Annotated in this window: 11 protein-coding genes, 1 pseudogene and 1 other annotated feature; of the genes and pseudogenes, 8 read left to right on the forward strand and 4 right to left on the reverse strand. The window is 35.9% G+C overall.

Translation table 11 applies throughout. The annotated features are described in order from the left end of the window. The first annotated feature begins 19 nt into the window (after positions 1-19). The 3 genes from DN394_RS08750 to tyrS all read left to right on the forward strand — a co-directional run bounded on the left by DN394_RS08750 (position 20) and on the right by tyrS (position 3,355). Positions 20-415, forward strand: coding sequence for an SET domain-containing protein (locus DN394_RS08750; RefSeq protein WP_000573650.1), 396 nt, complete (start codon positions 20-22; stop codon positions 413-415). A 388-nt stretch (positions 416-803) separates the two neighbouring features. Further along, positions 804-1,718, forward strand: a complete 915-nt coding sequence (gene murB, locus DN394_RS08755; RefSeq protein WP_001057099.1) for a UDP-N-acetylmuramate dehydrogenase — start codon at positions 804-806, stop codon at positions 1,716-1,718. Between the two features lie 108 nt (positions 1,719-1,826). Then, positions 1,827-2,042, forward strand: a binding site (T-box leader). Between the two features lie 50 nt (positions 2,043-2,092). Next, entirely contained in the window at positions 2,093-3,355 is a 1,263-nt protein-coding gene (gene tyrS / locus DN394_RS08760; protein WP_001021111.1) for a tyrosine--tRNA ligase, read from the forward strand. 189 nt (positions 3,356-3,544) lie between these two features. On the opposite strand, the gene DN394_RS08765 is transcribed toward tyrS, so the two are convergent. The 3 genes from DN394_RS08765 to DN394_RS08775 all read right to left on the reverse strand — a co-directional run bounded on the left by DN394_RS08765 (position 3,545) and on the right by DN394_RS08775 (position 5,988). Then, positions 3,545-4,723: an NAD(P)/FAD-dependent oxidoreductase gene (locus DN394_RS08765; RefSeq protein ID WP_097915657.1), complete on the reverse strand. Its 1,179-nt coding sequence runs from the start codon at positions 4,721-4,723 to the stop codon at positions 3,545-3,547. A 44-nt stretch (positions 4,724-4,767) separates the two neighbouring features. After that, entirely contained in the window at positions 4,768-5,208 is a 441-nt protein-coding gene (locus DN394_RS08770) for a DUF1641 domain-containing protein (protein WP_001115312.1), read from the reverse strand. 435 nt (positions 5,209-5,643) lie between these two features. Beyond that, positions 5,644-5,988, reverse strand: a complete 345-nt coding sequence (locus tag DN394_RS08775; protein ID WP_087982997.1) for a winged helix-turn-helix transcriptional regulator — start codon at positions 5,986-5,988, stop codon at positions 5,644-5,646. A gap of 373 nt (positions 5,989-6,361) precedes the next feature. On the opposite strand from DN394_RS08775, the gene DN394_RS08780 reads away from it, so the two are divergent. The 4 genes and pseudogenes from DN394_RS08780 to DN394_RS08795 all read left to right on the forward strand — a co-directional run. Next, positions 6,362-7,525: an MFS transporter gene (locus tag DN394_RS08780; protein ID WP_176373392.1), complete on the forward strand. Its 1,164-nt coding sequence runs from the start codon at positions 6,362-6,364 to the stop codon at positions 7,523-7,525. 16 nt (positions 7,526-7,541) lie between these two features. Then, the gene (locus DN394_RS08785) at positions 7,542-8,381 is read left to right on the forward strand and encodes an aldo/keto reductase (RefSeq protein WP_098849068.1); all 840 of its coding nucleotides are present in this window, start codon (positions 7,542-7,544) and stop codon (positions 8,379-8,381) included. Between the two features lie 112 nt (positions 8,382-8,493). After that, the gene (locus DN394_RS08790) at positions 8,494-9,414 is read left to right on the forward strand and encodes a thioester domain-containing protein (RefSeq protein WP_098953694.1); all 921 of its coding nucleotides are present in this window, start codon (positions 8,494-8,496) and stop codon (positions 9,412-9,414) included. 536 nt (positions 9,415-9,950) lie between these two features. After that, positions 9,951-13,079: pseudogene (locus DN394_RS08795) on the forward strand (putative mucin/carbohydrate-binding domain-containing protein); the annotation flags it as partial. A 24-nt stretch (positions 13,080-13,103) separates the two neighbouring features. Here the strand turns inward: DN394_RS08795 and DN394_RS08800 are convergent. Beyond that, the gene (locus tag DN394_RS08800; protein ID WP_064473125.1) at positions 13,104-13,742 is read right to left on the reverse strand and encodes an NAD(P)-dependent oxidoreductase; all 639 of its coding nucleotides are present in this window, start codon (positions 13,740-13,742) and stop codon (positions 13,104-13,106) included. Positions 13,743-14,042: 300 nt separating this feature from the next. Here DN394_RS08800 and DN394_RS08805 point away from each other — a divergent pair, with 300 nt between their 5' ends. Then, entirely contained in the window at positions 14,043-15,473 is a 1,431-nt protein-coding gene (locus tag DN394_RS08805; protein WP_064057605.1) for an alanine/glycine:cation symporter family protein, read from the forward strand. The last annotated feature ends 50 nt before the right edge of the window (positions 15,474-15,523 follow it).

Consider the following 15,523-nt stretch of genomic DNA (forward strand, 5'->3'; position numbering starts at 1 on the left):
AATTATATAGGTGACGCATATGATCGAAGTTAAGACTTCTGAACTTAGTGATGGAGAATTTAATAGAGGTGTATTTGCAACTCGTGATATTAAAAAGGGTGAGTTGATTCACTCAGCACCAGTTATCTCTTATCCGAATGAACAGCATGAACACATTGAGAAAACGTTACTTGCTGACTACGCATTTGAGTATGGGGTAAATCATACAGCATTCCTTTTAGGATACGGCATGTTATTTAATCATGCATATAATCCGAATGCAACGTATGATATTGTCTTTGAGAATCACACGTTTAACTTCTTTGCTTACAAAGATATAAAAGCGGGAGAAGAGATTTTAATCAATTATAATGGTGAAGTTGATGACGATGAGCTATTATGGTTTGATAAGGAAAAAGAAGAGAACGAAAAGTAAATTATAATAAGTAATAAAAAAGATGCTTTTACATAGGTAAAAGCATCTTTTTTATTGATGAAAATAAAGTAAAGATTACAAAAAAATACCACTTTATTTTCGTATGGTATAGTAAGATACTGAAGGATAGTGTTTTGAAAAAGTAATATATTTTACAAATTGTTGTCTTTCTGATGACATGTCAAGTTTAGTAGCCCATTTGGGTTGCTTTATTATGCAATATATATTTTAATATGAGTGGCACCTCTTATAAATTAAGAGGTTTATAGGTGTCTCGAATTGATTTTGGGTACACTGTATCCACCACTTTTGGTTCGTTCATGTATGTGGGGATATTATGGGCCCGTATAACGGGATAAAAAGAATATAGAAATAGAGGAATTGTAAAATGAATATGCAAGAGGTTTATAAATATTTAAGTACGGTATTGCCTGAAGGTCATGTGAAACAAGATGAAATGTTAAAGAATCATACGCATATTAAAGTTGGTGGAAAAGCAGATGTGTTCGTTGCACCGACAAATTATGATGAAATTCAAGAGGTTATCAAATATGCTAACGAATATAATATTCCAGTTACGTTTTTAGGAAATGGATCGAATGTCATTATTAAAGATGGTGGAATACGCGGGATTACCGTAAGTTTAATTCACATTACAGATGTGACTGTAACAGGAACGACGATTGTGGCACAGTGTGGTGCAGCAATTATTGATGTATCACGTATTGCATTAGATCATAATTTAACGGGTCTTGAGTTTGCTTGTGGTATTCCAGGTTCAGTTGGCGGAGCTTTATATATGAATGCTGGCGCATACGGCGGTGAAGTATCGTTTGTATTAACAGAAGCTGTCGTAATGACAGGTGATGGAGAGTTACGTACTTTAACGAAAGAAGCATTTGAATTTGGATATCGTAAGAGTGTATTTGCAAACAACCATTACATTATTCTTGAAGCGAGATTTGAGCTTGAAGAAGGTGTGCGTGAAGAAATTAAAGAAAAAATGGATGATTTAACGTTTAAACGTGAGTCAAAACAACCTCTAGAATATCCTTCATGCGGTAGCGTATTTAAGCGCCCACCAAATAACTTTGCTGGTAAATTGATTCAAGAATCAGGACTACAAGGTAAGCGAATTGGCGGAGTGGAAGTTTCTTTAAAACACGCTGGATTTATGGTGAATGTTGATAATGGAACAGCACAAGATTACATCGATTTAATTCACTTTGTACAAAAGACTGTTGAAGAGAAATTTGGCGTGAAGTTAGAGCGAGAAGTAAGGATTATTGGAGAAGATCTATAATAATCTTTGAATTAAAAGCGTATAAAAGTATGAATTATTTTAAAATAATATTTGGGTATTGTTGACAATTTGTTTTCAATTCAATATAATGGCTAATAATTTAACAAATAACATACGTTGAAAGAGCCCAGTAGCAGTTTGTCACTGTTAACGAGAGAGCTAGGGGTTGCTGGAACCTAGCACAAACAAACTTGCGAAGTACACTCTGGAGTATCTTAGGTAATGCTAAGCGGATTGGCAATCGATACTATTGCTAAGAGTGGTATGAGTAGCTATGCTATTTATACAAACTGGGTGGTAACACGGTGAATAATCGTCCCTATGTCATAGACATAGGGATTTTTTGTTTTAAAAAATAAAGGGGATGACAAAAGATGAATATTATTGATGAATTAGAATGGCGCGGCGCTGTGAATCAACAGACTGATGAAGAAGGTTTACGTAAGCTAGTAGAAGAGAAAAAGATTTCACTATACTGCGGAGTTGATCCGACTGGTGATAGTATGCATATTGGACATTTGATTCCGTTTATGATGATGAAGAGATTCCAGTTAGCTGGCCATCATCCAGTTATTTTAATTGGTGGGGCAACAGGAACAATTGGTGATCCGAGCGGACGTCAATCAGAACGTCAACTTCAAACGTTAGAAGTAGTTCAGCATAATGTGGATGCGTTAACAGCGCAAATGAAAAAGCTATTTGATTTTGGCGGAAATAGCGAAGTGAAGATGGTAAATAACTACGACTGGACACATGAAATAAACATTATTGAGTTTTTACGTGATTACGGGAAGAACTTTAGCATTAATAGCATGTTAGCGAAGGATATTGTAGCAAGTCGTTTAGATACAGGAATTTCTTTCACAGAATTTACGTACCAAATTTTGCAAGCGATGGATTTCCATCATTTATACACGAAAGAAGATGTTCAACTGCAAATTGGTGGTAGTGACCAATGGGGAAATATTACGAGTGGTTTAGATTTAATTCGTAAGTTAGAAGGGCACGAAGCGAAGGTATTCGGATTAACGATTCCGTTATTATTGAAATCAGATGGAACGAAGTTTGGTAAATCAGCAGGTGGTGCAGTTTGGCTTGATCCTGAAAAAACAACACCATTTGAATTTTACCAATTCTGGGTGAATACAGATGACCGTGATGTAGTGAAATACTTGAAATACTTTACGTTCTTAACGAAAGAGCGCATTGATGAATTGGCAGTGAAGGTAGAAACAGAGCCTCATAGACGTGAAGCGCAAAAAGTATTAGCGGAAGAAATGACGAAATTCGTTCATGGAGCAGAGGCACTCCTGCAAGCTGAGAAGATTACAGCAGCGTTATTTAGCGGAGATATTAAATCGTTAACAGCTGATGAAATTGAGCAAGGTTTTAAAGAGATGCCAACATTCCAGTCTTCAAAAGAGACGAAAAACATCGTAGAATGGCTAGTTGATTTAGGAATTGAGCCATCTAGACGACAAGCACGTGAGGATATTAATAATGGAGCTATTTCGATGAATGGCGAAAAAGTAACGGATGTGGATACAGATGTTACTGTAGAAAATTCATTTGATGGACGATTTATTATTATTCGTAAAGGGAAGAAGAACTACAGCCTTGTGAAGTTAGGAGAGTAGTTTGTGTGAAGGATGGGAGTAGGAAGAATACTTCCATCTTTTCCTATACACAATTTGGACATAAAATAATCAGTAAATTTAGATAATTAAAAGGGTTATATGATTCTTCTGCCGAATAAATAAGTTAGAGAAAATTACGGACAAAAATAGCCCGAACCATGCAGGGCATGGTTCGGGCTTATATTCAGATTAGTAAGCTAAGCTGAATAGACCTTTAATGTGTGATAAGTAACGAACGTTACTTGCTTCTTTCATTAATGATGCTGGTAAGCCTTTAAGTGGAGTATTGCTTGCTCCAATTGTAGCAACAGCATCTTTACGTCCTAGACTAGCAAGTGTTCCAGAGTTAATAGGTGCGAACTCTTCGAAAGCTTTGCCTTCTAGTGCTGCGTATAAGTTGTATCCAATTAACTCACCCATTTGCCAAGCGATTTGTGCAGTTGGTGGGTATGGACGTCCGTCTGGAGCGAAGACAACAGCGCTGTCTCCAGCAACGAATACGTCTTTGTGAGAAGTAGATTGTAGGTATGCATCAACTGTTGCACGGCCACGGTTTACTTCAAGACCTGATTCACCGATTAATGGGTTACCTTGTACGCCGCCTGTCCAAACGAACGTGTTAGCAACAAGTTTTTGACCGTCTTTTAAGTCGATTTCATTGCCAGCAACGTTTGTTACAGGAAGACCTGTTAAGAATGTAACACCGCGTGCTTCTAGGCTAGTAGTTGCACGTTCAATTAAGTGGTCTGGTAATACTGGAAGGATTTTTGGACCTGCTTCAACAAGAAGAAGTTTAACTTCTTTTGGATTTACGCCGTGGCTTTTTGCAAGTTTAGGCATAATGTCAGCAAGCTCACCAACTAGCTCAACGCCAGTTAATCCGCCACCACCGATTACGATTGTAGCATCAGCTTCGTTTTTCGTTTTCGCGTATTCACGAATACGGTCTTCAACGTGTTTGTAGATTTTGTTTGCATCAGCAGCAGATTTTAATACCATGCTGTTTTCTTCTAGTCCTGGAATACCGAAGTAAGCAGTTTTACTTCCTAAAGCAACTACAAGTGCATCGTAAGATAAAGTAGTGCCGCCAGCTAATTTAATTTCTTTGCTATCAACTGAGAATGACTCAACTGTTGCAATTTTAAGATCGATGTCTTTACCTTTGAAAAGCTTTGTAAGTGGCATTGCAATTGCTTGCTCAGCAACGTTACCAGCTGCAAGGCGGTGTAGTTCAGTGATGATTTGGTGTGTTGGGTATTGGTTAATCACTGTAACTTGTGCTTCTGATTTGCTGTAATATTTACGTACGTTTAAAGCGGCAAGAAGACCGCCATAACCAGCGCCTAAGATGACAATTTGTTTTGACATAGTATGATATCCCCCGTCTTTACTAATTGTTGTTATAAGTTAACTTATTTATTGTTACGTTCTGCACTAATTTGAAGATATGCGTTCACAAAGCGGAACATTTTTTGCGCTTGTGGGTCTTTTAATAATTTTAATAGACCGAACAGGCCGATAACTTCGTTGCTTTCATCAGCACGATCTTTCGCTTCGATTGCAGTAGCAGCCATGCCTTTCACTGTATCTTTTACAGGTTCTACAAGCTCTGTGATTGCACTAACAGTGTCGCTTTTTAATACTTCATCAGTAGCAACAGTTTGAGCGAAGTCATAAGACTTAGTTAAAATGTTAACAAGCTCAGTTAATTTTGGAAGCTGTTCTACTAGTGTTGTTAATGATTCTTGTACCTCAGGTTTTAACAACTGATCAAGTACATCAAGTTGTCCTTGGCTAGCAGAAATTTGTACAGTTTCTTGTTCTGGCTTTGTTTGAGTCATAGTTTCTGGCATCTCCAATTCTCCTTTACGATAGCAATACTCTTATTTTTGATAGGTAAGATAGTAAACGTTTGCGAAACTTTATACAAAGTTTCACAAAGCACAATAAAATGCCTTTAAATTTATGCCAGCAAGTAAGCTGCAAACATAAATCTAAAACCATAACGTCTTACCTATTATTTATGAACTGTCCGATATATGGCTTGTCCGCATAATGGAAAAGCTCCGTTACCGGAAAGTGTATATAATATATATCCTATATTATATACTATATACACCTATGTTAACATAAAAATGATTCCTAATTATTTGATATTGAGCGTATAACGTAGTACTGACAAGGTATGAAAGCGCATAAAATATTTTGTTTCCGTTAGAAATGTACATATATAATAAGAAAAAAAGGAAAAAATGAACAAGTTCATGTTCGTTTTTTCCTTTTTCCTATTATTCACCTTCTGCAATTAGCATTGAAGTGTTACCTTCTTTTTCAAGATGGCATTCGCCCCAAGTACAAAGAGAATCAAGAATCGATTCTAAAGACCAACCGTAGTCTGTAAGAGAATACTCTACTTTTGGTGGGACTTGATTGTATACTTTTCTTTGAATAACGCCATCGTCTTCTAATTCACGTAATTGCTGCGTTAACATTTTTTGTGTAATACCAGGCATTGAACGTTTTAGTTCACTCGTTCTCTTTGTACCTTTCGTTAAGTGACAAAGAATAACAACCTTCCATTTGCCGCCGATAACTTCTAAGGTCGCCTCTACAGGAATATTGTATTTCTTCATATGAAACCCTCCTTGTGTGAGTAAAATAAGTTAAATCATACAAATGTTACTTTTTAGTACCTATAGCACTTTAAAGTACGTACTTTTTATCATGTTAAATATGTTTCATAATAGCACATGTGAGAAGCAAATGAGTAGTACGGTACTGAAAAGTGACTATGTTACTTTTTGGTGCCTATAGTACTTTAAAGTGCGTTCTTCAAAAAAAGAATGAAACCATTCATAATAGCATTTGTAGAGATTAAATATATTTTTTAGAAGATAAAAGGGCCTTTTTATCGCACTATTATGATTGGATTTCTTGTAATAAGGAGGAATTCAATTGAGTTCATATACAGTACCATCTTCGGAAGTTCAGACGAATCGAAGAAGTATGTTTGCTTTATTAGCACTAGCAATTAGTGCGTTTGGAATTGGGACAACTGAGTTTATTAGTGTCGGTTTATTACCATCGATTTCAAAAGATTTAAATGTTTCGGTTACAACAGCAGGTTTAACTGTTTCTCTATATGCGTTAGGGGCAGCGGTAGGAGCTCCTGTTTTAACAGCGTTAACGGCTAGTATGTCGAGAAAGACATTATTAATGTGGATTATGGTTATTTTCATTATTGGTAATGGCATTGCGGCAGTAGCAACAAGCTTCACTGTATTAATTATTGCAAGGATTGTAGCTGCATTTGCACATGGTGTGTTTATGTCGATAGGATCTACAATTGCAGCTGCGATTGTACCAGAGAATAAACGTGCTAGTGCTATTGCGATTATGTTTACTGGATTAACAGTTGCGACTATTACAGGTGTGCCAATTGGAACGTTTATTGGTCAACAATTTGGCTGGAGAGCGTCATTTATGGCGATTGTTGTAATTGGAATTATTGCTTTTATCGCAAACAGCATACTAGTCCCATCTAATTTAAAAAATGGTGTACCTGTATCGTTTCGTGATCAATTCAAACTAATTAAAAATGGAAGACTGTTACTTGTTTTCACTATTACTGCACTTGGATACGGCGGTACATTCGTAACATTTACGTATTTATCACCACTATTACAGGAAGTAACAGGATTTGAAGCAAGTACTGTTACTATCATTTTATTAGTGTATGGAATCGCCATTGCGATAGGGAATATGGTCGGTGGAAAATTATCGAATCATAATCCGATTCGAGCACTATTTTACATGTTCTTGATTCAAGCGATTATATTATTTGTTTTAACATTTACAGCGCCATTTAAAGTAGCTGGATTAATCACAATTATTTTCATGGGACTATTCGCATTTATGAATGTTCCCGGGCTACAAGTATATGTAGTTATATTGGCAGAGCGCTTTGTTCCGAGTGCGGTTGATGTTGCTTCAGCAATTAACATTGCCGCATTTAACGCAGGGATTGCTTTAGGTTCTTATATAGGTGGCCTTGTAACGAATTCATTAGGATTAATCCATACTGCTTGGGTAGGCGGCATTATGGTAGTAGCTGCTGTTATTTTAACAGCGTGGAGCATGACATTAGAAAAAAGAGATCAAGTAAAATAAAAGGAGAGAAAATAAAATGAAAAACTTACAAAGTAAAGCAGTATTAAATAATGGTGTAGAAATGCCTTGGTTCGGTTTAGGTGTATTTAAAGTAGAAGAAGGACCAGAACTTGTAGAGGCTGTAAAATCAGCGATTAAAGCAGGATACCGCAGCATCGATACAGCTGCAATTTACGGAAATGAAAAAGCTGTAGGTGAAGGAATCCGTGCAGGTATCGAAGCAACTGGTATTTCAAGAGAAGATTTATTCATCACTTCAAAAGTGTGGAATGCAGACCAAGGATATGACGAAACAATTGCAGCATATGAAGAGAGCTTAAAAAAATTAGAACTAGATTATTTAGATTTATTCCTTGTTCACTGGCCTGTAGAAGGAAAATATAAAGATACATGGAGAGCGCTAGAAACACTTTATAAAGAAGAGCGTGTACGTGCAATTGGTGTAAGTAACTTCCAAATCCATCACTTACAAGATGTAATGAAAGATGCAGAAATCAAGCCAATGATTAACCAAGTAGAATACCACCCTCGTTTGACACAAAAAGAATTACAAGCTTTCTGTAAAGAACAAGGTATTCAAATGGAAGCATGGTCACCATTAATGCAAGGTCAATTATTAGATAACGAAACATTACAAGCAATTGCTGAGAAACACGGTAAAACAACAGCGCAAGTTATTTTACGTTGGGATTTACAAAATGGAGTTATTACAATTCCAAAATCAACGAAAGAACACCGCATCATTGCAAACGCTGATGTATTTAACTTTGAGTTAACGAAAGAAGATATGGAAAAAATCGATGCATTAAACCAAAATCACCGCGTTGGTCCAGATCCTGATAACTTCGATTTCTAAGATTAAAGTAAGAAAGAAAAAAGAGTGCTTTTATGCACTCTTTTTTTGTGCATAAAAATACTTTCTAATTAAATACTACTTAGTATTAAGTTTTTATTAAGGGGCTGTAAACATGAATATAAAGCAATCGTTCAAACTTTTAGCTGTTTTTTTAAGTGTTTTATTTGTGTTATTCCCACTTCAAAAAGCATTCGCAGAAGTTATGGACCATACAAAGTATGAAATGAATTGGAGTTATAGTAAGTCGAAAAAGAAGCCAATTCGAACAGAACTTATTAAAACGGCAGACGGCAAAATTGCTTTTTGCTTAAATGTAGATTTAAAATCTCCGAGCGGTCAAGATTTACCGGAAATGGGGAAAGTGGATATTAATGTGTACCGCGTACTATTGAATGGATATCCACAAAAGAGTCCACAAGAATTAGGTGTTTCTGATTGGAGAGATGCCCATTACGCAACGCAGCTTGCAGTATGGAATGCGTTAAAACAAATCGATATTAATGATTTAGATTTCCGTAATAAAAATGTAGAAAAGGTAACGAAAGATATCGTTGCAAAAGCAAGTGCTAGTGAAGAGTTACAAGAAATTACGATGAGTGTCGTACCAGCAGAAGAACAACAAGCAGTATTGAAAAATGATTTCTTTGAAACAGGCTTATATACAGTAGAAACAAATGCAAAAAGTGGAACGTATAAAGTACAAGCAACAGGTGCACCAGCGGGAGCGAAATTTGTAAACGAAAAAGGCGAAGCAAAAACAGAATTTAATGTAGGAGAAAAGTTCCGCATCTTAATTCCTAAACAAACACCAGCTGGTGGATTTAGCTTTAAAGTAATCGGAAAATTAACGAGGCTACAAGGTATCGCACATAAAGGTACACCGACAATTCAAAATGCAGTCGTATTACTTGAGCGCAGTGAAGAAGAAACAAGTCCGGAGTTATCCGTAAGTTGGAAAACAACAAATGGTCATGATAATAATAAACCACATACTCCAAATGAACCACATAAACCGAATCAATATAAAAGGTAAGGATGAAAGCATTGGTGTTAACCAATGCTTTTTATATATGAAATTTAAAATTATATCAAGATAATTATTAACTAGATAAAACACTGTTTTTATGTTAGGAAAACTATTTAGAAATAACAAAATATAATAAAATCTAAACGTTAAGATTAATAGATTAAATTCACAAAATTGTAACATTATTCTAATTGAAAAGGCTATCAAACAAGGTGGAAAGCGTGTAAAATTCAGTTGAAAAAACTACCTATAGATGGTCATATATGAAGAAAATGTAATTTTCTATTATTATTCACATTTTTAGATGTATAGATGACAAGACATAAAAATATCTTTTATTATCCTCTTTTTATGTAGGAAGAGAACTCATCACAAATATAGAGAAGTGAGGAGGACACAATATAGAGGAATGCGGTAGTAATTGATACAGGTGCGCGAGGTGTTAGTCTATTCATTAAATGTTTTTATAAAAATAATAGGATTACTTATTAAATGGATATATAGGATAGTTTCTCTAAATAAAGGAACAGGGGAAACAGATTATGTCGAAGAAAAAGACGAGTAGGGTATTAGTAGCTGGTATATGTATATCTACATTATTATCACCAGTAGCTTTCGAAGCATCGAAAGGATATGCCGCACCTTTGGAAGAGAATAAGGGCGGGAATTTAGAAGAGGTTAAAGCGAATAAATTTGAGCAAAGAGTGTTTCATTTACCTGGTAAAGGTAGCGTGGATGAAGAAAATAAACGTTTAAGAGTTAGTTGGAAACTTTCTGCGAATGAACCGACTGGAATTTATGCAGAGCCAAATGAAGAGATTACAATTGACATAAAAGGAACGCAGTCTATTCAAGCTTTTATTGGAACGAGATCTTATGATGAAAAGGACCCGGAAGAGTTTGATTTAAAACCAGGGAAAAATGTTATTTCATCTCCAAGAGGCGGTATTTTATATTTTTATAATATGAATAACGAAGGAGAAGTAACAGCTTCAGTTACGAATGGTGGTAGTCACTTCCCTTTATTTATTTTAGGTAAGCATACGAAAAAAGATTTTGATGAAATGTTGAAGAAATATAAGGATCCTTATGCAGTTGAATTAAAAGGTGAGAGAAGTTTAATTACTGCGAGTTATAATGCTGTTCAAGATCATATGAACGATACAGATCCAACAAAGTTAATGAAATTACACGATAAGATTATTCGTTTGGAAAATGCAGTAGCAGGATTATCTGAAGACGGTGTTGGGGTTGCAAAATCTCCAAATCATTACGTTCAGTTTGTTGAAAAACGGAATCCTGATGAAGATGACTTTATGTTTGCGACAAATTATCATACAGGGTATATTCCAAGCGCAATGAATAGAGTTTTAGATATAGAAGTGCTTGAAAAGGATGGATGGGGACCATGGCATGAAGTTGGACACTTACATCAGCAAGCACCTTGGAAGTGGTCTAAAGTAAGCGAAGTCACAGTAAATATTTACTCATTAGCCGTTCAAAAGGCGTTAGGGAACCGATTAGAAATGGATGAGCACTATAAAAACTCATTTGAATATTTAGAGAAGCCTAAAGCAGAAAGGATCATTGATGACATTAATCCTCTTACAATGTTTTGGCAATTAAATGTAGTGTATGGAGAATATTTCTATCCTAGGTTACATCAAGCTTATCGTTTGTTACCACAGAGTGAAATGCCCGCGTCTGATGAAGAGAAAAAGCAAATGTTTGTTTATATGACATCAAAAGTGGCAGGGCAAAATTTAATTCCTTTCTTTGAGGAATGGGGATTAACGCCAAATCATGATATTAGAGAGAAAATAGAAAAATTAAAGTTACCTAAATTAGAGAAGGAAATCTGGAAAGCTACAGATAGTAATGATATTCGTGAAAAGCAAGTTGAACCATATAAGGTTCCGTATGGTGAACCTGCTAATGAGGTGCAAAATCTTGTAGTTGGTACAGAGTCTGATGAGAATGAAGCAAGTAAGCTCGTTCAAAATTTAGGTGAGAATGTAAAAGTAACAGGTAAGATTGTATGGTCTAAATTAGAGCGTGGAAAACAGGAAGTGTTAGTAGAAATTGAGGATGAAAAAGGAAATAAAAATTCAATTCCTGTTCAAGTCAATGGAGTTTATGGTGACAGTATAGTTTTTCAAGGACTTTCAGATGTTGTAATGTCGACAGTAACGCTTCGTCACAATGAGAAGAAGTTAAATGTGAACTTTACTAATAATGAAATACATTACCGTTTTGAAAAAGAAAAATATATGGGTTTCACGGTATATGATCGAAATGGGATTGAAAAGAAAAGTGTATCGGCAGAAGGGCAAGAAAATGGAAAACGATTTGCGCTTGAACTAAATGGATTGGATTTTGAATATGGTGATGTAGTAAAAGTATTCCACGCAGAACCAGGTCGTTTGAAGTGGTACAAAAATAATGCACTTGTAGATCAAACGAAAGCTAAAAACAAAAAAGATAAATTATTCCAAATTACTCCGCAAGGGTTCGAATTAAAAGATAGTTTACAAGAAGTGACGGCGAAACCGCAAAAAGTAGTAGTTGGAATGGATGTAGACAAACTAGATCCGAAAGAATTCGTACAAGTAAAAGATGGAGAAGTGGTTGGATTTGTAGAGAAACCGAATACAACAAAAATTGGTGAACAAAAAGTAAAAGTAGAAACGAAAGATCGTTTTGGGAATAAGCAAGTGACAGAGGTACCTGTAGAAGTGGTTTATGGAGATAGTATTGTATACGCAGGATATGGCGATGATATTGCTTCAATTGTAACTTTAAAGCACGAAGAGAAGAAATTCCATGTGACTGATATGGATAGCGAGATTCATGAGTATTTTAATAAAGAGCTATACATGGGTATCACGTTATACGATCGAGATGGAAAAGAAAAAAAACATGTAACAGCAGAGGGACAAGAAACATCAGAGAACTTTGCGAAGCACGTGAATGGTATGCAATTCGAGTATGGAGATGTAGTAAAAGTATTCCACGCAGAACCGGATCGTTTGAAATGGTATCAAAATAATACCCTTACTGGTCAAGGTGAGAAAAAAGGGTCAAAAGAACTATTCTTCAAAGTGACAGAAAAGGGCTTTGAGAGAATGGATATGTTGCAAGAAGTAACGGCGAAACCGCAAAAAGTAGTAGTAGGAACAGAAGTTGAAAAGTTAGAAGCGAAGAACTTTGTTGAAGTAAAAGATGGAGAAGTAGTTGGGTTTGTAGAGAAACCAACTACAATAAAAATCGGAGAACAAAAAGTAAAAGTAGAAACGAAAGATCGTTTTGGGAATAAGAAAGTAACGGAAGTACCAGTAGAAGTAACATATGGAGATAGCATTGTATACCAAGGGCTTAGTAATGTTGTGCGTTCTATTGTAACGTTAAATCATGATGACAAGAAACTACATGTAACGTCTACAAATGAACAAATTCATAGTTACTTTAACAACGAATTATATATGGGAATTACGTTATATGATCAAAACGGAAAAGAGAAAAAGCATGTAACAGCGGAAGGGCAAGAAACTTCGCGGAATTTTGCAGAACAAGTAAATAATATGGCATTTGAGTATGGAGATGTAGTGAAAGTGTATCATGCCGAATCAGATCGTTTAAGCTGGTACAAAAATAAAAAGCTCGTTGGAAAACATAACGTTTTACGAGCTTTTTTATTATTCAGCTTCAGAAACAACTGTGAAGCGTTCGTTTACATGTTTTGGATTTTCGATTTCATCAAGTGCTGCAACAGCGAAGTCTTCGTAACTTACATAGCTATCACCTTTTGCGTTAACAAGCAGGTTGTCTTTGCCAGCTGTATAAGAGCCTGTGCGTTTTCCTAATGCAAATAGTGCAGAAGGGCTGATGAATGTCCAAGTAATATCGTTTGTTTGTTGCAAGATTTCTAAGTTTTTACCTTGGTTTTGAGCTGTTGCAAGGTATTCGCCTGGGAAACCTGGTGTCTCAAATACACGTGTTGTTTTCTCTTCGTCTACAAATAAGCTTCCAGCTCCGCCAACTACAAGTAATTTTGTGTTAGGTGCACCTTTCATAGCCTCAATTAGTACGTTTCCTGCATCTACGTGAAGGTGTTCATGGCCTGCTGGAGCGCCGAATGCATTTACAACTACATCAAATGCTTGTAGGTCATTAGATGTAAGAGCGAATACATCTTTCTCTAAAACTTTTACATTTTCTTCTGTAATTTTTGCAGCATTTCTTACGATTGCAGTTACTTCATGTCCGCGATCTAATGCTTCTTTTAAAATACGACTTCCTGCTTTACCAGCTGCTCCGATGATTCCGATTTTCATAATAAATCCCTCCAAAGTGTTTTGTTAAAGTGTATATCTGAAAGTAAATGAATTTGTTGTAATAAGGTTTGTTACAATCTGATGTAATCATTATAGTTACAGGTTGGTATTTTTGTCAATGGGGTAGTTTGTAGATTTACTTTTTATTTTAGTATGCACAGTTAGAGGGAGGAGAGTCATAAAGATATTGTTACTTCGTGTTTGGCTAATATTTGGAAATTGCAAATTGTCGAAAAATGTTGATTTTTAAATGTTTTTTAAATATAATTCGTTTTATGGAGAAAAGGAGGGGTTAATTGTATGAATATTTTAGAGCAATTTGTTTCATCAACGAATACAATTCTTTGGTCATATATTCTTATTGCAATGTTAATTGGTTTAGGTCTTTATTTTTCTATTAAATTGAAATTCGTACAAATTACTCATTTAGGGGAAATGGTTCGACTAATGAGTGATGGATTAACTGGAAAGACGCGTAAAAAAGGTAGTGTATCTTCTTTCCAAGCGTTCTGTATGAGTTCAGCAGCTCGTATTGGAATCGGGAACTTAGCCGGTGTAGCGTTAGCTATTTCTATGGGAGGACCTGGAGCGGTATTTTGGATGTGGGTTATTGCAATTATCGGAGCGTCTTCAAGTTTCGTGGAAAGTACGCTTGCGCAAATTTATAAAATAAAAGATGGCAGTGGCTTCCGTGGTGGTCCTGCTTATTATATGGAAAAAGGTTTAAATAAACGTTGGATGGGAATTTGGTTCTCTATCCTTATTACAATTAGTTACGGTTTAATTTTCAACTCAGTACAAGCGAATACAGTGACATTAGCATTTAAAAATGCATTTGGTATTGAGCGTTATGTTGTAGGGATTGTACTTGCGGTATTGGTTGGGGTTATTATTTTTGGCGGTGTAAAAAGTATTGCGCGTATGTCAGAAATGATTGTTCCGCCGATGGCAATTATTTATATTGCAGTAGCTATTTTTGTTGTTATTAAAAATTATTATTTAATACCGGACATGTTTACAGAAATCTTTAAAGGTGCATTCGGTTTAGATTCAGCTGTAGGTGGCGGTATTGGTGCTGCAATGAAGTTTGGTATTCAGCGCGGATTATTTGCGAATGAAGCAGGTATGGGTAGTGCGCCAAACGCGGCTGCAACAGCGGATGTAACACATCCAGCTAAACAAGGATTTATTCAAACAATTGGAGTATTAGTGGATACATTCTTAGTATGTACATCAACAGCGTTTATCGTACTATGTTCTGGTGCGTATAAGGCAACAAATTTAGAAGGTATTGAATTAACGCAAGTTGCGTTAAGCTCACAAATCGGTTCGTGGGCAAGTAGCTTCTTGGCAATCATCATTTTCCTATTTGCTTTCAGTTCCTTACTAGGAAACTACTATTATGGTGAGACGAATATTGAGTTCATTAAACAAAGTAAAACTTGGTTAACGATTTACCGTATTGCGGTAGTGGGAATGGTATTATTCGGTTCTGTTGCGACGCTTCAAGTTGTATGGAATATGGCAGACTTATTTATGGGTCTAATGGTAATCACAAACTTAATTGCGATTACACTTCTTGGCCGATTTGCGTATGCTGCGTTGGCGGATTATGTAAGGCAAAAGAAACAAGGGAAAGATCCGGTATTTAGCGCAGATTCTATTCCTGGCTTAACGAACACAGAGTGTTGGGATAAGTCAGCGGTAACGGATAAAGAAAAAGCAGTGTAATGAAAAGGCGAGCGTCGAGATAAATTCGATGCTCGTCTTTTTTGTTGTAG

Source organism: Bacillus sp. BB081, assembly GCF_008368895.1.
GTDB classification, from domain to species: Bacteria; Bacillota; Bacilli; order Bacillales; family Bacillaceae_G; genus Bacillus_A; species Bacillus_A wiedmannii.